We start from the raw sequence: 21,652 nt of genomic DNA on the forward strand, positions 1-21,652 counted from the left end.
AGATACATGAAAATAAGGAATCTGATATACATAATCTCCCTGTTCATACTTTCATCGTGCAACTATGAGTTCGAGTTGGGTGATATAAACGCCGGAGAAAAGCTGGTACTCTACTGTATGCCCGGTGCCGGCAAGGACACCACGCTCATACAGCTGTCCCGCAGTGTGCCTGTCTCCCGAAAAGGAGAACAGCAAAAGGGCATTCCCTATGCCGATGTCAACTTTATGGTTAACGGCAAGGAACAGCCGGTGTATTGGAACGAGAGTGCGACGCCATCTGTTCCGGTACAGTGCTACTATGTGCTTGGTCGATACCATGAAGCGGATGAGGTGGATATAAATGTGTCTGTCCAGGGGCTTCCGTCTGTAAGCTCCCGGACGGTATTGCCGGTGTCTTTTCCGCTGAAAAAGATGGATATGAAGCTAAAGCAGGAGATTGAGACAAAGTTGCAGTTTCTTATCACATTTCAGGATAATGCCGATACGGAGGATTATTATGGAGTGCGGATAGTACGTAGGTGCATTTATACGAGTGTGCCGGACAATCATGTCATACGCACGAGTTTCTCAGACCTCGAATTGGAGGTAGACGACGAACCCCTGCTGTATAGCAAGAGCGGACTAAACTCCGCATTTGACCTTTCCAATGATTTCTATCAGAACCTTTATATCTGGAGCGACAAGCAGATTAAGGGAAAGGAATATACCTTGCGTTTGAAAATCTCCTACTCGGCCGATGATATTTCGATGTGGGAAGGCACCACTTATAAATACTCGTACAAGGTATATCTGTACAAACTCTCACAGGAACTTTTCCGGTATCTGAAGTCATTGAATGATGTCAAGAACAATGATTTGGGCCACAAGGGGCTGGCTCCCATACGGAGCCATTACTCCAATGTGGAAAATGGTATCGGTGTTGTGGGGGGATGCCGGATTACGGAAACGGAGTGGATGAAGAATCTGTCGGACGAAGCATCAGAGGCTCCTCCGATGAAATGGAGTTCCAATGACGTGACAATCGAGACCATTGAAAACTCTTCGGCTCTTCGCATCCGTATTCCGAGGGACGGAGGAACTTACAAAATGAGAAACCTCTCCGAGAAATGGCTTTTGTTCTATTGGTTTGGCGGAATGACCAATATATTATCCGAGGAAGTGCAAAACAACTGGTTTCATGCCGTTCTTAAAGAAGACTTGCTGCAATTCACCACGCAGCCGAATGATACAGGGAAAGACCGCGTCGTCTCCGGAGGCATCATGTCCGGCAACCACAAATATCGGAATGGGTATTTCGTGTTTGAGCAATCGGGGGACTGAATAAATAAGGATAATTGGAAACATATTCATTAACTAAATAACAATTCGATTATGAAGAAGATTCTATTGACATTGCTTTTCATCCTGCCTTTCTACATGGCGGCAAAGGCGCAGGATTTCAGAGTAGGAGTGACAGGAGGTTATAACCTCAGTTCTCCGAGTGCTTACCAGTCACAGTCCGGTTTCCATGCTGGCGTAAAGGGGGAGCTTGGACTTCCGCAGGTGGCGAAAGGTTTGTATCTGGACTTCGGGCTGATGCTTTCCTCTCATGGTTGGGAAAATCCGGGCTACTATTACAACGCTAATTACAACCCTTCTGCCGGAAACGGTTCGGGCAATTCCTCACCAAACTACAGTTCTAACAGTAAGTCTACTCCTTATTATCTGAACATTCCTGTTCACATCGGATATAAGTTTTCTGCTGGACGGAATGTCAGCCTGTTCGTCAATGCAGGTCCTTATATTAGCATCGGCCTGTTCGGGAAGGCCACAGAAACCATCTTTCCCGACGAGGGAGCAGTCACAACCCGGACTGCGGCAAACAATGTCTTCAGCGACAAGATGCTCAATCGCTTCGATTGGGGACTGGGATTCCGTGCTGGGATAGAGATTGTTCGCCACGTTCAACTTTCTATCGGTTATGATTGGGGTATGAAGAATATAAATAAGAATGGTGTGGACTGCAAGAATAGAACTTTTGTTGTATCGTGTGCCTATATGTTTTAGTCTCCAATGTTAATTTTTAATATTAATCATTTAATCAAAATTTAAGATGAAAAAATTATTTTTTTTAATGTGTGTTACAATGCTTGGTGCATGTAATAATGAAGAAGAAGTGCAAATTTCTAAGGTTGAACAGCCTTCATCTATAAAAGCTGTTCTTATTCCCGTTCAACAAACGGGCAATTTAGTGACAAGAGGTGTCGGAGATGGAGAGTATGCATTAAGTTTCGATAGCGAAGGTCGTTTTCAAGAATTCAAAGAAAAACTTTCTTCTATCTCGGATAACGAAAAGTTGGAATTAGTAAATCAATTTGGAGTTAGAAATTTACATAATCTTGCAGCAGAGGCTGATGATGAATTGGAGTCTATTGGTACTAAAGCTAATTCAGAAGGAGAATTCCGTCAATCATACGAAGAATATAAGAAAAAGTATGAGGGGATTCTAATACCCAATAATATTGATGCCAATGATCTGTCACTTTATGTGCCGGATGAAGATAATGTGGAAACATTTATCGGAAACCAAAATGGCATGTATGTTATTGACGGTGAAATTAAACGGATAAATATAAGGAAAGATTTAGCGGAAAGTGTAGCAAAAGCAACACAATCATTATTGTCAGATAGAGCTAATGCAAAATCTATTGATGTAAATACATCCACATACAGACCGATGAAAAATAAAGAAATATATTTCAATGCTTATATGAGGGGAGGACGACTTTGGGTTAAAATGTCTGCCAAAAAGAAAATGTGGTATGGTTGGAAAAATGATCCACATCGTTCTTACTATTTCGATTCATTCCTTAGTCCCAATTTTAGTTATTTAGCACAAGGACAATATGGGCAAGAAGTTATTGCACCACGATTACCCAGATATATTTTCAATAATAATGTGAAAAATGGGTTTAATATTATTCTTGGAAAGATTACTGGTGGAAATGCCTTAACAGGCAAGTTTCATACGTGGACTGATCTTACTTCTGAACATGATGCCAACGGTAAAGATCAGACAGAGGTTATTAATGGTCATGTGGTTCCCAAATGTCTGATAGGAAAAGCACATATTATCAATATAAACTTAAAATAATGGTGCTATAAGAATGTATTTAGATCAAAAATAACTATCATTATACTTTGCCATTCTGAACGACGCTAAGGACTGTTCATCAAGGAGGTAATAGCTTGGCTGGTTTAGCATGGCAAAGTAATATAGACTAAACGTAGAGCGATTATATAATGCGAAAGCAATTGATTTTTATCGGATGCTTTATATGGAATGTTTATTCCTTGGCACAAACAGAGCGGAAATTCCTAATGATCGATACCTTGCCAAGCGTTAGGACAGAGCGTCCTGTTGGTATTGTTGAGAATAATGCCCACAACAAAATAGATACGGCTTTTTCTGTTCCAATACAGTCTTTTGCAATCATTACTGCCAATCCGTTTCTTATGCCAACCGATATTGTTGGCAATCAGTTGTTTCCTTGGAATAATCGTCCTGTAGGGAATCCGAACTTTCCTTTTGCTTCAGACTATCTGTGCGAAGGTCGACTATGGAGATTTCGCACCATCAGCAGTCATACCACCTATCCCTTTTGGGGATCGGCTACTTATGTAAAGTTTTTCTATCATCATCTGTTGACGAAACATTTGACTCTTAGCGTAGGAGCGTTTTGGGGTAAATATTCTATATTACAACAAGAAGACAAGGATGGCAACCGATGGCTTTTAGATGATAGTCCAATGATACGTAAATTGTTTAATGACTTTGGTGGCATCTTGGGAATGGAATACAATCCAATTGACCGATGGTCTTTGTTATTCCGTATCCGTTATTCTTTGATGGAGCGTTCTAATAAGGTTATGCCTTCACTTACTCCTATGTTTCCGCATAACAGTATGGAGATGAAGTTACAATTTACTCCAGTCAGGAATGTAAAGATAAAAATAGGATATGAAAGAGACTTGTATAAACCAAAGTAATAATTGAAGGTTTCCTTCGTCACACAGTTGGGCTTTTTACGTAAGTTTTGCAGAATAATGTCGGAATAACCAAAGCTATTCTGCAAATTGCATTGGTATCAAAGGGAATGCTGTCTCATTACTGCCGTATATTGAATATAAATTAAATGAAAAAATATGTGGAAACAGAAATTAAAAATCTGCGCCATCAACTTGACGGCATGCAGTGTGGCTCTTGTCATCATGATACTGTTGTCCGTTTGCTCCCGATTATACGGGCAGGAAAATTCTATGCTGTTCTTCGGCCGTGCAAAACTGACCGTGACGAACATAGACACTACCAAACTGTCGATTTATGAATATGGGAAGTCGTTTCTGTCTCCACATTTTGATTTCATTCCCAAAATGCCTGAAACACTTTTGAACTTTCGTCCTGATTATACACAGAGCTTTCCCGTTGACCGTTCGTCTTTGCATAAAGGCGAATACAATGTCGGCGGGATTATTCATCGGTTTGAGAAGATAGATGTTTGGGGACGTGGCAGACAGGAAAATATCATAGGAGTTGGCGTATCGAACTATGCTGAAGTTAAAACGGCATATTCTCCAAACGAGAGATGGAAATTGGGCATAAGCCTATATGCGCACAAACTGAGTATTCCCCGTTCGAGTAGCAATACATTTGGGATTGGAACCGATGTTTCCTATCAATTCCTCCCTAATACATCGCTCCATCTCTTTGGTACATATCATCGCACCTATTTGCTGGGTGTGCAATCGATGAAGAGACTGAACGGCTACCATTATGGCGGTTATCTTTCTTTTGATTTGGCAGAACGATGGGCAATGGATGTGGGCATGAGAAGTTATGGCGGCAATGGGTCTCACCAGCAATCGACTGTACCGATAATACGTCCGTTGTATAAGCATAACGGGCGTGAAATAAATGCGGATTTTGGTGGAATGTTCCAGCAAATCGTGAAAGGACTATTCTTTAATCATTGATAATATGAAACAGAAAAAAAGCAAAATAATGATTGTTGCAATATGGATTCTGCTGTACGGCTGCATGATGTGCATGAGTTCATGCGGAAGTCTGCTTTATAATCCGTCTAATAAGGCAGAACAGGTGACGGTAACTATTAAACAGCCCATAAAAATGTGAACAAAAATGATACAAGCATAGTTTAAACTTATTGGAAAAAACTTATGAATCCGTTAATATTAAAAAATAAAAACATTTTTTTCGACACTCCAAATATTGAAAGAAGTATTAGGACATAGCTATAAAGTCTTTGAAGAACAGAGGACTGAATTTACTGATTCTGTGATTGTTACTGAATGGCAATATTACAATGATAGTAAAGCATGGCTTTGCAAACTGATGTGCAAAAGAAAGAGCTTGGGGTGGTTTCATGTATATAATATTTTTTTCACTGTATCCTGCTTCTTTGCTGAAAAACATTTGAAGCAATAGAAAGGTTGGCAATCGCCAATGAAATAAAAGATGAATTTTATCATTTAAAAATAACAGGAAAACTGATATATATAGATATTCGGAGATGATTAGTTACCTGAAGATGAAAATGTTTTTTGTAAGAAAGATTTTAAATAGCAATATCTTTTTATATACAAAAAGGACAGCAAACTGTTTTCTTTCTTTTAGTTTTTCTTTCCATCCCATTCAGTGAACCGAAGTCAGTCGGGAAGTCAATGGTTTTCAGTTCCTGACTCATTATCTCCATCTTGAGGGTACTTAAGAAGTAGAGGCAGAAGAAGTGAGATTGCATAATAAATTTATTGTGCAAATTTCTTCCACTTGTTTCTCAAAGTTATCCCTTATCTTTGCCTTATTTTTCACCACACTCCGATGGTTGTAAATTGTCTGTGGGGAATAGAACAGAAGGGTTGCTATCTTGGAGCTATCCTTAATTCCCATTCGTATTAAAGCAAAAATGCGAAGTTCCGTAGTCAATATTTCCCCCCGTTTGGGTATTATTTCTTCACCTTCACGCAATAGGGAATTGAATTCCTTTATAAAGTTAGGGTATAGATTCAGGAAAGCCGTATCAAAGTTCATAAAGAACTCCCTGGTATCCATTTCTGAAAGTTTGGTTGCATTGACCAGTCTCAATAAATCATCTGTTTGCTTCGCTTTTACCTTGCGCTTCACTAAATCCTGATATTTCTTCAGCTTGTCTATATAAGCGGCACATAAATCCATAAACAGGCTTACATACTCTTCGCGTGTATGATTCGTATCTACCAACGCTTTATTCAGGTGTTGCAATTCACAGTTCATATTTGCCAAAATTTTCTTCCGCTTATGAAGTTGGTTCATCTGCCGATATATATAAACCAAAGAAACTACCAGTCCGATAGATAAAAGACTGATACATATCAGTGACCATTGCAAGCGTTGGCTTTCAATAAGGTTCTGTTTCTGATATGAAAGAACAATGGAAGGGAATTTTCTTGCTATTTCGAGCATACGGAGACGGTTGTTATAATACATGGCATCTTCTAGAGAATAGTTTAAGTAACGATTGGCACGTGAAACTTCTCCATCCCTGTTCTTGAAGATGTATAACGCCAGTTCCTGCAAGGCAAGATTCTCTTTCAATGGGCATACCTGATCGGAAATAGCTGCCTTTATCAGATAATTCTCATATTCTTTCCAGTTGTTGGTTCGTGAGTACACCAATGCCAGTCCGTAAGTTGCCATAGCAAACAAGCGGACATTGACTGGTAATCCTTCCAACGCTTTTTTATAGCAATTTTTAGCTTCGGCATACCTGCGATGACGATAGAAGTTTTCGCCTTTCCAGTAATGATGCAACGGTGAACCGACTGGTAGAACACTGATAAGTGAATCTTGATAAAGCATCTCCTTTTCATAATAACGGGGAGCATATATATTATCATTGGAGTATTCGGCCCACATACTATATGCCCACTCATAAGCGGTATAATATTCTATCCGTAATGCGTTGTCCAGTGTACGGCTGTCTATCTGTTCCAAGTTTTGAATGGATTCACTGAAATATCCCGAAGTGGCGAGGAGGATGGAACGATGAATGATACTCAGGTTGCGATATGTAGGATTGGAGAGTTTCATAGCCACTTCTTCTTCCCGGTCTACGTAATATATGGCCGAATCAAACCGGTAAGTATAATATTCTTCATAAATGGCGTTATACAACAGGAAACGTTCATCATCATTCATATTCGGATAGAGTAAATGTTTAAGACTGTCAATACGTGTTTCTTTCTGGCGTGAATATTGGTTACGCAGTTTCAAAGCAGTTTCTAACTCTCCGGACAAGTCAACTTTATTTGTAGCACGAAAAGGCAGAAGTACGAATAGCAAAAATAATCCTGATAATAAGCATTTCTTCATAGGAGGTATTCATTAAAAGTGGATAAATACAAAGATATTAAAAGTTTTCAGTAAACAGATACATCTACTTACTTTTCTAAAGCAAGTATTACTAAATAGTTAATTATAAAGCTATTATTCCTTGTACACCTCTCCTGTCAATCTACTTAATATCTACTTGTAGAAACAGTGCGTTATTATACCCTCTAATTTTGCCCTCGTTGAAAAACAAGGGGTAAAATCCTTCCCGGTTCTTTCTTCAGAGTATTTAATTTTAAATCAATGAATATCATGAAAATCAATCTCTTTTTTCACATCGTGCCGATGATTATCGCATTCGCTTCTTCTGCAATGGCAAGCAATCCGGCAGAAGTAAACGACACCATTAGTACAAAGAAATCCAAAGGTAGCGAACGCAATGTGATGCTGAACGCTTCGGATGCCAATAAACCCCGTGAAATTCAAATCGGACTGCCCAGTGAGGATGTGAATGTATATGAGAACGGACTACCTGCCGTATATTCTTCGGCTGTGCACAAACTGGCTACCCATTGGCGCAGCGATGCCAGTCTGGGCGAAGTGGGCCTGATGAACCCGTCCGAATCCGCCATCACTACCGGAAACATCGCTTATTCGGTGAATACCTTCTCCAAGTTAGGGCAGAAAGAATTTAAAGGAGTACTGAATTACCACACCAACCACTTCGGCTGGCAGAATGTGGACATGAATGTATCCGGTGGCATTGGCGACCGTTGGCTTTATACAGCCAGTGTCTATCAGAACTTTGATCCGGGCAGTTTTGCTCCTAAGTTTGAGAACTTCAGCGACCGTACCCAGCTTTATCACGCCGGATTGACCCGATTGTTCAATAACAATCGTGGCAAGTTCTCCGTCATCTATAAATTCTCGAAAAGCAATGCGCTCGGCTCAATGATTAATGCGGCTCCCTTTATTTATGTGGGAGATGGCAGTGTGAAAGAAATTCCGGGCTTCAAGCTGGGTACTTCCTCGTACGCTCCCGAAGGCGGACGTTTTCAGTACATGGACGTGACGGATGGTAAGATGAAAAGCGGACGCTTCGGCGATTTCACCGGAAACAAGGCGCACGAAGTAGCTATGCTATTCGACTATACCTTCCGCAATAATCTAAACTGGACACTTAACGCCAAATTTATGAATGCCCCCGAAGCCAATTATGTAGACTTTGGCGGTAGTAATATCAGCGAGGCGACTGCAACAGATGGTCTTTTCCTGGATGACTCCAAAGAAGCCTACACCGGATTGGTGGAAGGAAGACGCACTTGGTTGCACTTCGGCAAAGTGAAGAATGCTTTGCTTACTTCCGAACTGAAAAAGAAAGTGGGCAACCACGATATGAGGTTAGGATTGAACGAGTGGTACTATCATTTGGATTATCATTCTTCCTCTTTCCAATGGATAGGAACTGTCACCGAATACCCACAGATACTGAATCGTCGGGAAGCCGACGGAAGTACCAATAAGTTCAGAGGCTTCAATGAGCTAAGTCCGGAATATACCAAAGGATATGAAAACAAACTGGCTGCCTACTTCACGGACAACTGGCAGATCACTCCGAAGATTAACGTTTATTACGGTGCCCGCTTGGAATACTACCGTATGTCTGCCGACCAGATACCTTACGGACGTTATGCGGGTTTCCATATCGGCGATACCCATTCATATACGGACAATGACGGCAACATACTTTCTACTGAAAAGATAGAACCCCATAAAGTGGTAAAGGACAAGCTGAATTATGCAGCAACCGCACAATTCACTTATAAGATAACAAAGAACTTCGGTCTTACAGCCGATGGAACTGTTGCCACCCGCTTCCCCCGCATCAACGAGTATGCCGGAACAGGTCCCACCGAGGAGCAATACAAACGCGTCACCATCCCTTTGCTGCGTGGCGGACTGTTCTACCATAACAACTGGATAAATCTGACTTCCATGATTACATATATTTCCAAGTCGAACAACATCGACCAGCAGAACGTAACGAAACCCGGTACGACGCAATCCAAAACCACCTTATTAATATACGACATCAAGACCCTGGGCTGGACTACCTCGGCAGAAATCAATCCGTTCAAAGGTTTCCATCTGCATGCCCTGTTCACTTACCAGAAGCCGACTTATAACAACTATTTCATCAGGTCTCCCTTTGAAGGAGTGCCCGACCTGAATGCCAATGGCAACATCGTGAAAGAAATTCCGCAGGTACTTGCTGAAATAGATCCCAGCTACAACATCACTCCCGACCTGCGCGTATGGCTCAGCTTCCGTTATTTCGGAAAGACGTATGCCAATCTGACCAATGCCCTCTACTTCAACGGCCGTTGGGAAACCTTCGGCGGCGTGAACTGGAAGGTAAACAAGCATCTCTCTTTGGGAGCTACGGTTGTGAACTTCCTGAATCAGAAGGGTGCCAGCGGCACTATCAACGGTGCCGAACTGTTGAGCAAGGAAGAAGCCGGAAAGTTCAAGGATCACTATATGAGCGGTAATTATTTGCGCCCACTCACTCTGGAATTCAGCGCAAGTCTTTCATTCTAATTTAATTTATATATTTTGGTAACTAAATTTATCGTACACCATGAGAAATTTACTTGTAACTCTCTTTGCATGTGCGTCCCTGACGTATGCCCATGCAGCGGAAAAAGAAACCATCCGCATCTCTACGGACAACACCGATCTGGTGCTCCAGGTAGGCGAAAACGGCCGCTTGTATCAAACGTACCTGGGCGAGAAACTCTTGCACCAGCAGGATTTGCAGAACTTCCGTTGGAATATACATGCCGGGTCGGACGGCAGCGTGAGCAAGCGCGGCTGGGAAGTGTATAGCGGTTCCGGCAATGAAGATTACTTTGAACCTGCCATCGCCATCACTCATAATGACGGCAATCCGTCGACGATTCTTTATTACGTTTCTTCCTCGTCCAAGCCTGTAGAAGGTGGTACGGAAACCGTGATAAACCTGCGCGATAACCAGTATCCGGTAGATGTGGCACTGCATTATGTGGCCTATCCCAAAGAGAACGTCATCAAGACGTGGAGCGAGATAAAGCATCAGGAGAAGAAACCTGTCATGCTCTCCACCTATGCCTCCACCATGCTCTACTTCAATAATTCCAGTTATTATCTGACCGAGTTCAGCAGTGACTGGGCAAAAGAGGCGCAGATGAGCAGTCAGCAATTGCAGTTTGGCAAGAAAGTGATTGACACGAAGCTGGGAAGCCGTGCTGCCATGCACACCCATCCCTTCTTTGAAGTGGGACTGGACCAACCGGTGAACGAACACCAGGGTGATGTCTTGATGGGTACACTGGGCTGGACGGGCAACTTCCGTTTCACTTTCGAAGTGGACAATGTGGGCAACCTGCGTGTAATCCCTGCCATCAATCCTTATGCATCGAACTACGAACTGAAACCGAATGAAGTGTTCACCACTCCCGAATTCATTTTCACTTTAAGTTATGATGGTGCCTCGCAAGGCAGTCGCAATCTGCACGAATGGGCACGCAACTATAGCCTGAAAGATGGTAAAGGCAGCCGTCTGACTCTTTTGAATAACTGGGAAAATACAGGTTTCAATTTCAATCAGGAGATACTTGCCGAACTGATGAAGGAAGCCAAGCATTTGGGAGTGGATATGTTTTTGCTGGACGATGGCTGGTTTGCCAATAAATACCCGCGTAAGGATGACCATGCCGGTTTGGGCGATTGGGAAGTGACCCACGATAAGCTGCCTGGCGGTATTCCCGCCTTAGTAAAAGCTGCCAAAGATGCGGATGTGAAGTTCGGCATCTGGATTGAACCGGAAATGGTGAACCCCAAGAGCGAACTCTTTGAGAAACATCCGGACTGGGCCATCCAACTGCCTAACCGCGAAACGTATTATTACCGCAATCAGTTGGTACTGGATCTCAGTAACCCGAAAGTGCAGGATTATGTATATGGCGTTGTAGAAAACATTATGCAGGAAAATCCCGATGTCGCTTTCTTCAAGTGGGATTGCAACAGCCCTATCACCAATATCTATTCCCCATATTTGAAGAATAAACAGGGACAGTTGTATATTGATCATGTCCGCGGTATCTATAATGTTCTGAAACGTGTAAAGGCGAATTATCCCAATGTCCCGATGATGCTTTGTTCCGGTGGCGGTGCACGTTGTGATTACGAAGCATTGAAGTACTTCACGGAATTCTGGTGCAGTGACAATACCGATCCGGTGGAACGTATTTATATCCAGTGGGGCTTCTCCCAGTTCTTTCCTGCAAAGGCTATGGATGCCCATGTGACGAGCTGGAACAAGGTGACTTCCATAAAGTTCCGCACCGACGTGGCCTCCATGTGCAAACTTGGCTTCGATATCGGTCTGAAAGAACTTACTGCCGATGAACTGACTTATTGCCAGACAGCGGTAGCCAACTGGAAACGTCTCCAAAACGCTATAATGGATGGTGACCAGTATCGTTTGGTTTCTCCATACGAAGAGAATCATATGGCACTGAACTATGTAAGTAAAGATGCAAACAAGGTGGTTCTGTTTGCCTATGACATTCACCCACGCTTCCAAGAGAAGTTGATGGCAGTAAAACTGCAAGGGCTGGACCCGGACAAACAGTATAAAGTGGAGGAAATCAATCTAATGCCTGCTGCAACTTCCAGATTAGAAGCCAACGGAAAGATTTATTCGGGTGATTATTTGATGAAAGTTGGACTGAATGTATTTGGCTTTATACATACTCAGAGCCATGTAGTGGAACTGACTGCCCAATGATAAGTATATTTGAAATTGTAGTAGTAGAACATTTCTGAACAAACAAATAAAATTGAAAGGCTCAAAAGATGAGAGAACCTATTGGCTGCTGATAAGAATATCCGTTTGTTTCTGTATTGGTCATATCTAAGTCTTTGTTGTGCGAGGATGTTGACTAGCTATGCTCTGTTGTAAAGTAGAAATGTTATTTGGATGGTTTGTTTTATGCTAATGAAGTGAATCCCGAAAGTTAGACAAAAAACTTTCGGGGTTCACTTCACATTTTGCACACCCTCTCTTTATTGATAAAAAGCAAAATGATTATCCGCATTCCTCCCACTGATTGGTTATTTGCATGCTTCATCCTTATTTTTTTACTGTATCTGCCAACCTCGTTCCCGTAGTGAAGTGGCTTAAAAGCCTTATAATAGCGTATTAAAAGGCTTTTAATCATATCTTCCCTGTACTGCATTCCTTAGACTTATACACGTATCCTGCTTCCCTATTGCACTAAAATGCCGGAATGTGGAAGAGTGGATGGGGATATTGCGGATAATCATTGAAGCAAAATATAGACAGAAAAAAGTGCCAAAGCGAATTTTTCAGTGTTCCTAGATGTCGTTTCAGAAGCCGTTTTCGCCGTTTCAGATAAAATGTAATTAAAGAGTTTACACTGAAGTGCTACTTTTGTTCTGCAATTGCATAAAAGAGCGTTCAATAAAACAATAAAGTTTTTAATTAAAAAAAAGAACAACAATGAAAAAAGTAAAGTTTCTTAAATTCACTATGGCGTTTTTCGCCTGTGTTCTAGCAGTAGCCATGGGTTCTTGCGATAAGAATGATGACCCCAAAGTTCCAGATCTTAAGTGTACCCCCTCTAAAGTAGAGGTGGCTCCCGGCAAAACTGCAACGGTTACTGTAAGTGGCGGTACTGCTCCATTTACTGTAACCTCAAGCAATACCAAGATTGCGACGGCTAAAGCAGACAAGAACACCATTACAATCACCGGTCTTAAAGACGGTACAGCAACCATGCTCATCTCCGACTCAAAGAAGCTTACAGGAAAGATTCCTGTGGTGGTCAAGGCTGCGGCATCCGGACTTGATTTTGATAAAAAGTCTGTATCCGTAACTGTTGGGAAGGAAGAGGCTGTCACTGTAAAAGATGGTTCCGCTCCTTATACAGCAACCGCCAAGGACACGAAAATTGCCACAGCCACAGTCAAGGATGGAAAGATTATTATCAAAGGTGTCAAGGCTGGTAGCACATCAGTGACTGTTACTGACAAGAACAAGAAAACTGGAACTATTTCAGTTACAGTAAAATAAAGTATCAGAGAATCCTTTTGGGAGTAGAAGAAACGCATATCTTTTTTCTCTTCCAAAAGGATTGTTATGGATTATTGTATGTCAACAAAAATAAATTGAGTAATGGGATATCGAAAAAGTAAATTATCTATCCTTGTCGTATTGGCAATAGTCATATTATTAGCTGTTTGCATGACAAGTTGCCGTTCATGCTGCTGTGGATAAGGTCCAGTGATACGGATAAATTTTCAATGAAAAATATTGTAATGAGCGTATTAATATGCTTTCTCGCTTTTTCTGCTTTTGGGCAAGAGATAGAAAGTTCGCACAAGGATAAAACGTACAAGAGCATTTATTTGGAACTATTGGGCGCTTCAAATATGATTGGCGTTTCTTATGACACAAGAATAAAGCCCGGTTCAGTTTTCGGCTATCGTGCCGGAATATCCTACTTTTATGGGACGAACTACAATTCCTATGAAGGGCATGGTTTTTCCGTGCCATTGGAGTTTAATTGCATTTTGGGTAAACGGCGCAGCAAGTTTGAAGCCGGAACAGGCATCAATATGGGGCTGTATTCCATAAAGGAAACCTATTGGGTAAACAGCGAGGGAAATGTCAGCATTATCGAACCGGTTACTCAGATAGTTGAATCGCGGAATACTTTCAGATACTATGTCTTTATTTAATATTGGATATCGGTATCAACGGGAAAATGGTTTTATGTTCCGTGCCGGTGTCAGTCCTTCATTCAATTTTAGAGATAAATACGGATTACATAAAACCCCGTTATTGTATCCTTATCTGAGTTTTGGCTATACTTTCAAATAGCATCGCACAGTTTAAGACGGTTTCTTGTTTATGGTATATGATTAAAGGCTATATTCTGGAAGAACCTGTTTTTGACCATTTTGTACGGTTTCTTTAATCAAAGTGAGTATTAGAAGTACATTCTTCACAAGGTAACGATATTGCTTTTGTTTATAAGATAAGCGTTTATATTAATTTATTTTCAATGTTTAAAAACTCCGTTTCGGAAATTGTTTTTGCCGTTTCAGACAGGTTCTTTTTTGTTCCAGTTGTTCCTGTAAGTAATTTTGGACAGTCTGCTGAGTTAATGAGATATTTCAATCCAATAGAGAAATAAAGCAATGATGGAGAACCAATTTCCTTTGAGACTTATAAAAGAAGAACAAGAGTCATCTGAAAAACTGTTGGAACTTCTGGTGTCATCAACGCATTCTCCCAAAGGCAGATTTTCAAAAGAGAATAGTTACATTATACTGAAGAGAAAAATGGAAACAACAAAAAACGGAAACACAGTGAAATTGGTATTGCCTTTTCCTCATTTTTTGTGGATGCTTGGTACCAAACCAGTATCCACAAAAGAAAAAGCAGTGTTGCATGAACCGCAAACAGAACAAGAAAATATAAATAGAAACAATACAAATTATGAAGAAGATAAATGATGCAGATATGCTGGCTGCTATTGTCCGAGCCTCGAATCATTATGCCATGCGTCCGGCACTGGTTCTTGACAACCAGACTTATACCTATCAGGAGTTGTTCGGATTGGCATGGAGCATTTGTGAAACACTGAGAAATCTCAAAGAAGACATTATTGGCATCACCGCAGAAAATCGTATGGAAACCTACGCATCCATTTTAGCTGTGCTACTTTCCGGAAAAACTTACGTCATGTTGCATCCTGATTATCCGGCAGAGCGCAACTGTCGTATAGCCCGGCAATCCGGCATTGGTCTGTTGCTTTACAGTGGAGAAAACGATAATATACTTCCACCTGAAATCAATGCAGGACGGGTATGTATCTCCTCTTATCGACATACTTTGCATTCCGGCATGGCGTTGTGTGAAGTTAATCCCGATGTGCCTGCTTACATTATCTTTACATCAGGAAGTACGGGCGAGCCCAAAGGTGTTCCTATATCCCGAAGGAACCTGAATGCTTTCTACAAGGCTTACTGTGCTTTAGGATGGGAGTTAGACGAAAACGACCGTATGCTTCAGATGTTCGAACTGACATTCGATGTTTCAGTCGTGTCGTTCCTTTATCCCCTCACCCTCGGGGCGTGTGTCTATGCCGTTCCGCAGAAAGGAATGAAATATCTGCATGTACTGGATATCATGGAACGTCACCGTCTTACATTTGCGGCAATGGCACCTTCCGTACTTCGGTTATCACGTCCTTATTTCGGGGAAATTTGTTTTCCGGACCTACGCTATCTCATAGTTACCGCCGAAGCCACTGACGTGAATCTGCTCGATGAATTTCGCACTTGCATCCCCAATGCCACAGTAATCAACCTCTACGGACCAACCGAAGCCACTATCTACTGCACTTCTTATATCATCCCGGTTGAAGGAGCCAAACATTATAACGGTTTGGCGGCAATCGGGAAACCTTTTCCGGGTATGGACTATATGATTGCATCCCCTTCGGGCAAGCAACTTCCCGCCGGAAAGACCGGTGAACTGTGGATTGCCGGACCGCAGCTAATGCGCGGATATTGGCGCGCTCCCGAAAAATCCGCTGGATGTTTTGTTACGACTCCCTTTGGAAAACTTTATTACCGTACCGGAGATCTCTGTCAGGCAGATGCTGACGGAGATATCATTTATTGTGGCCGTAAAGACACACAAGTAAAGCTACAAGGCTTCAGAATCGAATTGGGTGAAATCGAATACCACGTTAAAGCGTTTTACAAGCATACCTGTAACGCTATGGTGTTGCCGGTTTATACTACTGACAGAGGTTGCGAACTGCATCTTGCCTTAGAGAAGGATGCAGAGGATACGGAAAGCCTCGAACGGTATATGCAAAGCCATCTGCCTTCTTATATGTTGCCTCGGCGTATTCACTTCATCCCTTGTTTTCCACAAAATAATAGTAATAAAATTGACCGGAATCAACTATTAAAGTACATCACTCAATAAATAAGAAACAATCAAGTATATGGAAACAACAGAATTATTGGAAATACTGAACGGAATATTCAGAAAAGTGTTAAAGAGAGACGACATCACATTGACTGAAAGCACCACTGCCCATGATGTGGACGGATGGGATTCACTGACCAATATGGTACTTATCACCGAGATAGAAAATAAATTCGGCGTGCGTTTCTCGTTTCGCGAGATAGTGAAATTGAAAAATGTGGGCGATCTTTGCCGTACCATCATGAATAAAGCCAAATAGGAATAGGAGGAAAAGTAATGTCGTTCATCTCCCTTGAATTTATCCTGCTGTTCCTGCTCTGTTTCACATTATACCATTTTGTCAGTGATAAAGGACAAAAATTTGTTTTGCTTGCGTCAAGTGGAGTTTTCATCGGATATTTCAATCCCGTATTCCTTCTCACGGCACTGGCTGTAAGCCTTTTTACATACGGCGCAGCAGTACTTGTTGAGCAAGCCCGCGGGAAAAAAGGTTCTTGTTTGGTTTACTGGAGCAGCATATCCTGTCTTATCCTCTGCTGGATTGGTTTCAGGTATGCCAACCGGTTAACCGGAGACTCAGGTTTTATTTTCCCGTTGGGAATGTCGTTCTATACATTTCAGGCCATCGGTTACTTGACGGAAGTCTATTGGGAGGAAGAAAAGGCGGAACGTTGTCCGATCGATTTCCTGCTTTACATGCTTCTGTTTATGAAGTTCCTGTCAGGTCCCATTGAACGGTCCGCCAATTTGCTCCCGCAAGTCCGAAGACTCTCTCCGGCATCATACTCCATGATGACTTACGGCTTGAGACTGATTGTGGTGGGATTGGTGAAAAAAATGGTACTTGCCGACCATATAGCACCTTATATTGACGGTGCGTTCAATTCAATGCATACCGCATCAGGCGTACAATTGTTTATGGCCTGCCTTCTCTATCCCATCGAACTTTATGCCGATTTCTCCGGCTACACGGATATGGCGATTGGGATAGGAATGCTGTTTGGATTGAAACTATCACCCAACTTTGCACATCCTTTTGCCGCCCAAACCACGGCTGAGTTCTGGCGTCGCTGGCACATCTCCCTTTCCTCCTGGGTACGGGATTACCTTTTTCTTCCCCTGTCATCGTTCACACGCCGTTGGGGGCAATGGGGTGTGGTGGCAAGCCTCATGGTGACATTTATTGCTCTTGGCATATGGCATGGTGCAGGATGGACATTTGCCGTCTATGGACTTATACAGGGGCTTGTGATTGTATGGGAACTAAAGACTGAAAGAATACGGAATAGGGTAAGGAAACATATCGGCAAACGGCTGTTCGCCACGCTCTCAGTCATCCGCACCTACCTCATTTTTGCCATATCGCTGGTGTTTTTCAAAGCACAGTCCGTTTCAGACGCATTCTATTTCCTACGGAATATCTCTTTTCAGATCCATGTAAGCTGGAAAGAAATCAATATCGGTATGTCCGACCACATCTGCATCGTGGCAGGTGCCGCATTATTGTTGATGCTACTTTATGATTTTTTTATGTCCAAAGGCGACTTGCATCTTCGTTTTGAAAAGCAGCCTGCCGTGCTTCGCTGGATAGTGTATTACTTAATTGTGTTTGCCGTGTTCGCTTATGGCAAGTTCGGCACGGAAAACTTCATATATCTGCAATTCTGATGGAAAATATACCGGAAACTGTTACTGGAGCAAACCTCTGCAAACGACCTGCTTTCCTGCGCCTTGTCCGAAAGTTGGTGCTATTCGCCATGCCGTTTTGGGCTTTGATTGCTCTTTATGTTTACGATGATCCTTTCATGGTACTTCGCAAATATGACCTGTATGATTCAGATGTCATGCTCAACGAACAGCATGTAGGTTGGCAGATATACTTGAATCATAATGACAGTGTACATTTCAATTCTTTTATCTTGGGCAATTCATGTACTATGGCATTCCGGTGTGGGGAATGGGAAAAATATCTTGATTCCGGTGATCGCGCCATTCGTCTTTTCGGCAATGCAGAGGGTATGAAGGCGATAAGCCTTAAACTCCGTACCCTTGACCATAAATGTGCGGAAATAAAAAACGTACTGATGATTCTCGACCGGACCTCCCTTTCACGTTTTGATCTCTTGACGGGTTCCAGCCATATACTTCCAGCTGATATATCGGGACGTAATCCGTTTGCCGTACAGCTGGAGTTCATGCAGGCATTTGCAATGCCCGATTTCTTGTTTCCATATCTGAAATACCGCATAACAGGAAATGTAGAGCCGGACATGAAGCGAATGAATCCTTATGGAAGGATACGTGATTCGAAGAACAATGATGCGTTCAATCCTCGTGAGAAACAGATAGAACAGGAAGGTGAGGAATATTGGGAAAAACGTAAAAATGAGTTCCCCGAACGAGAAGGCACTGCAATTATAGCTGAACCTGCCATATTTCACAGGCAACGGATGGTATTGGATGAAATTATGGAAGTTCTACGTCAACATGGAACCTCGATATATGTCCTGATCAGTCCGGATTATAACCAGAAAAAACTACACCCGAATGATAGAGAAATCTTGCAAAGTATTTTCGGAAAAGAGAATGTGTATGATTTCAGCGGCATTAACGAATTTACAGAAGATTACCATCACTATTATGAGGCAGGACACTATCGTCCCTTGTTGGGCAGTAAACTGCTGGAAAGAATATATAAATGTCAATGATAGTCGGAATTTACGGGCTGCAAAATGTAGCCATTCATTCCAATAACATAAATATTTTGGTACAAATGCATAGCAAGAAATCAAATGTTGGCATGGCGGCAAAGGCATTCCTGCTAACAGCTATAGGATTGGGATTACCTATAAGGATATGTGCACAGGGAGTAAGCGCGGAAAAGGCAGATACGATGGTTGTATTCCCGACACAGAACCTTGAGGAGGTTGTCATCGTACACCAGGCCCCGATAGTCAAACTAAAAAACGACAAGGTGACTTACCAGGTGAGTAATGATGTGGAGTCAAAGACACGCAGTGTATTGGACATACTGCGTAAGGTTCCTATGGTGACTGTGGACGGGCGAAACAATATCATGGTGAACGGCTCCGCGCAGTTCAAGGTTTATGTGGACGGAAGATTGAGCACTGTCATCACTCGCAATCCAAAACAAACGTTGCGCAGTATGCCTGCCAGCCACGTGAAGAACATTGAAGTTATCACTAATCCAGGTGCCCGGTATGATGCAGAGGGAACCGGAGGTGTCCTTTGCATCACCACCAAGAAAGGTGGTGCCAAACAAGCATTTGCATTGGAGAAAGACGGGTATGACGGAGCTACAAGTGGCTCCGTGCACCTCCTGACAGGTATTCTGAGCAACGGAATTGACGCCAGCCTCTCCGGTCAACAAGGCAAATGGTCGTATGACGTAAATTTGAACGGAGAGTATATGTATTCAACGGGTACCATTGTCGAATCGGACGTAACCGGCAACGGGACACGTCAATGGATGCGACAAAAGTCCTCATCGAAAACGCCATTCTCAATGGGCGAAGTAGGTGTGGGATACGATATTGATTCCGTCCAATCACTCCATGTTTCCATGTCCACGACTTGGTTTGCCACAAAAGAGAAGAGCCGTCCCACCTATCTTTACTCAGGTGGAATATGGGGACAGGGGATGGCTTTTAGTGGTAGTCAGAAGATGAATATGAACGAGATTTCAGTAGATGGAGGCATCGATTACCAACGTCAGTGGGGTGACAAGGGCAGGCTGTTTGCGAGTTATCAGATAAGCCATGCTCCCAACCGGAATGATACAGAGAACAGATACGATGGCCTTGACACCTCCTTGCACCCCGAAATCACTTCCACCGTGAAGGACATCCGTACAGAAATTTGCGACCGCACCACCCAGCATAACCTGACCACGGACCTCACCATTCCACTTACCCGGCATCAACTGCTCAACGCCGGTGTGAAGTTCTCCTTCGACCATGGAGAGAGCCGGGCTACCGAAATGCGCTTTTTGAATGGTAGCTTCGTGGAACAAAAGGCGGCTGCCATGCACTACCGACAGTATCAAAACATAGCCGCCCTGTATGCCGAATGGGAAGCTCAGTGGGGTTGGCTGGGCTTGAAGGAAGGGCTTCGCTATGAACATACCTGGCAGAAATCACGCTATTTAAAGGGTGAAGGGAGTAAATTCTCGCTTCACTATGGCGACCTCGTACCTTCCGTCACTCTTACTGCCAGAGCTAAGGAGAACAGCACTTTTGGCGTGAGCTACACCATGCGCATACGTCGGCCGAGAATCAAAGAACTCGACCCATACGTCAATAAGTCCGATCCTACGCAGCTTTCCTATGGTAATCCCAACCTGAAAGCACAGCACCTCAATAATCTGGCTATTGTACATACGTTGAAAGCAAACACATTAGCAATGCGAATCAGCCTCAATCATTCATGGAGTAACGATGGTATTGCCCGGTATTCTTCAATGAAGGACGGGCGTATAAATACCACCTTTGGCAATATAGCCAGAAATCGCAAGACATCGCTGAATGCTTACGCTTCATGGAACGCGACACGTTCAGCCCGCTTGATGCTTAATGGAGAAGTGGGCTACAATGACATGCGAAGCCGGGAGATTGATGCCTGCAACTATGGTTGGCATGGTAACCTGAATCTGGGGTGGCAACAGAATCTGCCTTGGCAGTTGAAGTGGAGTAGTAATATGGAATGGATGTCGCGTCGGTACTCTCTCCAAGGTTACGATTCGGGTATGATGATGATAAGTGCAACACTCGCGCGCTCCTTCCTCAATGACAAACTGGATGTGGCTATCAGTGGCATGAGCGGTTTAGGTCATGGTGGCAAAATGTATTGGGAGTCGGTATCCAGCACCAGGGATTTCACGAACATATCACGCCTTATTGAACCCATGCAGGACATCACCATAGGCATCACTTACACGTTTGGTGGAAAAAGCAGGAAATATACGGAAGAAACCGTATCGGATTCATTTGAAATGGGGGACAGCCGCATCGTGAAACAGCAGATGAAGCGAAGAGGAAAATGATGAAACGTATTCAGTGTGAACGCGACCATTTCAGATTGTTCTGAGAGCAGCCAAGGTTGAAGTAATCGGTAGTGATATATTTTATCTTATGAAACAAGATATTATCGCTCCCAGTGAAGTAAAAATAATTAGGAAGAATTCCACTAAA

The 21,652-nt window shown here is 42.7% G+C and carries 18 protein-coding genes; 17 read left to right on the forward strand and 1 reads right to left on the reverse strand.

Features of this window, described 5'->3' with window-relative positions; translation table 11 throughout:
- The first annotated feature begins 6 nt into the window (after nt 1-6).
- The 7 genes from VYM24_RS14695 to VYM24_RS14725 all read left to right on the forward strand — a co-directional run bounded on the left by VYM24_RS14695 (nt 7) and on the right by VYM24_RS14725 (nt 5,485).
- Nucleotides 7-1,320, forward strand: a complete 1,314-nt coding sequence (locus VYM24_RS14695) for a DUF4249 domain-containing protein (protein ID WP_009860255.1) — start codon at nt 7-9, stop codon at nt 1,318-1,320.
- Between the two features lie 51 nt (nt 1,321-1,371).
- Nucleotides 1,372-2,046, forward strand: a complete 675-nt coding sequence (locus VYM24_RS14700; RefSeq protein WP_009860256.1) for a porin family protein — start codon at nt 1,372-1,374, stop codon at nt 2,044-2,046.
- Nucleotides 2,047-2,092: 46 nt separating this feature from the next.
- Complete coding sequence (locus tag VYM24_RS14705) at nt 2,093-3,133, forward strand: DUF4848 domain-containing protein (protein WP_009860257.1); 1,041 nt, start codon at nt 2,093-2,095, stop codon at nt 3,131-3,133.
- A gap of 149 nt (nt 3,134-3,282) precedes the next feature.
- Nucleotides 3,283-4,029, forward strand: coding sequence for a hypothetical protein (locus tag VYM24_RS14710; protein ID WP_009860258.1), 747 nt, complete (start codon nt 3,283-3,285; stop codon nt 4,027-4,029).
- 156 nt (nt 4,030-4,185) lie between these two features.
- The gene (locus tag VYM24_RS14715; RefSeq protein WP_016278403.1) at nt 4,186-5,013 is read left to right on the forward strand and encodes a hypothetical protein; all 828 of its coding nucleotides are present in this window, start codon (nt 4,186-4,188) and stop codon (nt 5,011-5,013) included.
- Nucleotides 5,014-5,017: 4 nt separating this feature from the next.
- A complete protein-coding gene (locus VYM24_RS14720) occupies nt 5,018-5,173 on the forward strand; it encodes a hypothetical protein (RefSeq protein WP_009860260.1) in 156 nt (51 codons plus the stop codon).
- 96 nt (nt 5,174-5,269) lie between these two features.
- Nucleotides 5,270-5,485: a DUF3788 family protein gene (locus VYM24_RS14725; RefSeq protein WP_227073467.1), complete on the forward strand. Its 216-nt coding sequence runs from the start codon at nt 5,270-5,272 to the stop codon at nt 5,483-5,485.
- Between the two features lie 279 nt (nt 5,486-5,764).
- Here VYM24_RS14725 and VYM24_RS14730 read toward each other — a convergent pair whose 3' ends face one another.
- Entirely contained in the window at nt 5,765-7,408 is a 1,644-nt protein-coding gene (locus VYM24_RS14730; protein ID WP_009860263.1) for a DUF6377 domain-containing protein, read from the reverse strand.
- 270 nt (nt 7,409-7,678) lie between these two features.
- On the opposite strand from VYM24_RS14730, the gene VYM24_RS14735 reads away from it, so the two are divergent.
- From VYM24_RS14735 to VYM24_RS14780, 10 genes are all read left to right on the forward strand, one after another.
- Nucleotides 7,679-9,967, forward strand: coding sequence for a TonB-dependent receptor (locus tag VYM24_RS14735; protein ID WP_016278401.1), 2,289 nt, complete (start codon nt 7,679-7,681; stop codon nt 9,965-9,967).
- 40 nt (nt 9,968-10,007) lie between these two features.
- Nucleotides 10,008-12,197, forward strand: a complete 2,190-nt coding sequence (locus tag VYM24_RS14740; protein ID WP_016278400.1) for an alpha-galactosidase — start codon at nt 10,008-10,010, stop codon at nt 12,195-12,197.
- A 735-nt stretch (nt 12,198-12,932) separates the two neighbouring features.
- Complete coding sequence (locus VYM24_RS14745) at nt 12,933-13,505, forward strand: pilus assembly protein N-terminal domain-containing protein (protein ID WP_016268059.1); 573 nt, start codon at nt 12,933-12,935, stop codon at nt 13,503-13,505.
- Nucleotides 13,506-13,750: 245 nt separating this feature from the next.
- Nucleotides 13,751-14,173, forward strand: coding sequence for a hypothetical protein (locus tag VYM24_RS14750; protein ID WP_016268058.1), 423 nt, complete (start codon nt 13,751-13,753; stop codon nt 14,171-14,173).
- Nucleotides 14,174-14,635: 462 nt separating this feature from the next.
- Nucleotides 14,636-14,953, forward strand: a complete 318-nt coding sequence (locus VYM24_RS14755; protein WP_227073466.1) for a hypothetical protein — start codon at nt 14,636-14,638, stop codon at nt 14,951-14,953.
- Nucleotides 14,937-16,439, forward strand: coding sequence for an amino acid adenylation domain-containing protein (locus tag VYM24_RS14760; RefSeq protein ID WP_016278399.1), 1,503 nt, complete (start codon nt 14,937-14,939; stop codon nt 16,437-16,439). Before VYM24_RS14755 ends, VYM24_RS14760 begins: the two co-directional genes overlap by 17 nt.
- Before the next feature lie 19 nt (nt 16,440-16,458).
- Complete coding sequence (locus VYM24_RS14765) at nt 16,459-16,701, forward strand: acyl carrier protein (RefSeq protein ID WP_009860270.1); 243 nt, start codon at nt 16,459-16,461, stop codon at nt 16,699-16,701.
- 17 nt (nt 16,702-16,718) lie between these two features.
- Nucleotides 16,719-18,110 (forward strand): MBOAT family O-acyltransferase, encoded by a 1,392-nt coding sequence (locus VYM24_RS14770; RefSeq protein ID WP_016278398.1) that lies wholly within the window; start codon nt 16,719-16,721, stop codon nt 18,108-18,110.
- Nucleotides 18,110-19,150 (forward strand): hypothetical protein, encoded by a 1,041-nt coding sequence (locus tag VYM24_RS14775; protein WP_009860272.1) that lies wholly within the window; start codon nt 18,110-18,112, stop codon nt 19,148-19,150. Before VYM24_RS14770 ends, VYM24_RS14775 begins: the two co-directional genes overlap by 1 nt.
- Nucleotides 19,147-21,504, forward strand: coding sequence for a TonB-dependent receptor domain-containing protein (locus VYM24_RS14780; protein ID WP_016278397.1), 2,358 nt, complete (start codon nt 19,147-19,149; stop codon nt 21,502-21,504). Before VYM24_RS14775 ends, VYM24_RS14780 begins: the two co-directional genes overlap by 4 nt.
- The last annotated feature ends 148 nt before the right edge of the window (nt 21,505-21,652 follow it).

It is taken from the genome of Bacteroides sp. MSB163 (assembly GCF_036416795.1).
GTDB lineage: Bacteria > Bacteroidota > Bacteroidia > Bacteroidales > Bacteroidaceae > Bacteroides > Bacteroides maternus.

What these genes read in the sequence shown, in the direction of transcription:
- VYM24_RS14765 (WP_009860270.1), top strand. Translation starts at nt 16,459, where the DNA reads ATGGAAACAACAGAATTATTGGAAATACTGAACGGAATATTCAGAAAA.
- VYM24_RS14770 (WP_016278398.1), top strand. Translation starts at nt 16,719, where the DNA reads ATGTCGTTCATCTCCCTTGAATTTATCCTGCTGTTCCTGCTCTGTTTC.
- VYM24_RS14700 (WP_009860256.1), top strand. Translation starts at nt 1,372, where the DNA reads ATGAAGAAGATTCTATTGACATTGCTTTTCATCCTGCCTTTCTACATG.
- VYM24_RS14735 (WP_016278401.1), top strand. Translation starts at nt 7,679, where the DNA reads ATGAAAATCAATCTCTTTTTTCACATCGTGCCGATGATTATCGCATTC.
- VYM24_RS14710 (WP_009860258.1), top strand. Translation starts at nt 3,283, where the DNA reads ATGCGAAAGCAATTGATTTTTATCGGATGCTTTATATGGAATGTTTAT.
- VYM24_RS14745 (WP_016268059.1), top strand. Translation starts at nt 12,933, where the DNA reads ATGAAAAAAGTAAAGTTTCTTAAATTCACTATGGCGTTTTTCGCCTGT.
- VYM24_RS14715 (WP_016278403.1), top strand. Translation starts at nt 4,186, where the DNA reads ATGTGGAAACAGAAATTAAAAATCTGCGCCATCAACTTGACGGCATGC.
- VYM24_RS14705 (WP_009860257.1), top strand. Translation starts at nt 2,093, where the DNA reads ATGAAAAAATTATTTTTTTTAATGTGTGTTACAATGCTTGGTGCATGT.
- VYM24_RS14755 (WP_227073466.1), top strand. Translation starts at nt 14,636, where the DNA reads ATGATGGAGAACCAATTTCCTTTGAGACTTATAAAAGAAGAACAAGAG.
- VYM24_RS14750 (WP_016268058.1), top strand. Translation starts at nt 13,751, where the DNA reads ATGAGCGTATTAATATGCTTTCTCGCTTTTTCTGCTTTTGGGCAAGAG.
- VYM24_RS14780 (WP_016278397.1), top strand. Translation starts at nt 19,147, where the DNA reads ATGATAGTCGGAATTTACGGGCTGCAAAATGTAGCCATTCATTCCAAT.
- VYM24_RS14720 (WP_009860260.1), top strand. Translation starts at nt 5,018, where the DNA reads ATGAAACAGAAAAAAAGCAAAATAATGATTGTTGCAATATGGATTCTG.
- VYM24_RS14760 (WP_016278399.1), top strand. Translation starts at nt 14,937, where the DNA reads ATGAAGAAGATAAATGATGCAGATATGCTGGCTGCTATTGTCCGAGCC.
- VYM24_RS14730 (WP_009860263.1), bottom strand. Translation starts at nt 7,408, where the DNA reads ATGAAGAAATGCTTATTATCAGGATTATTTTTGCTATTCGTACTTCTG.
- VYM24_RS14775 (WP_009860272.1), top strand. Translation starts at nt 18,110, where the DNA reads ATGGAAAATATACCGGAAACTGTTACTGGAGCAAACCTCTGCAAACGA.
- VYM24_RS14695 (WP_009860255.1), top strand. Translation starts at nt 7, where the DNA reads ATGAAAATAAGGAATCTGATATACATAATCTCCCTGTTCATACTTTCA.
- VYM24_RS14740 (WP_016278400.1), top strand. Translation starts at nt 10,008, where the DNA reads ATGAGAAATTTACTTGTAACTCTCTTTGCATGTGCGTCCCTGACGTAT.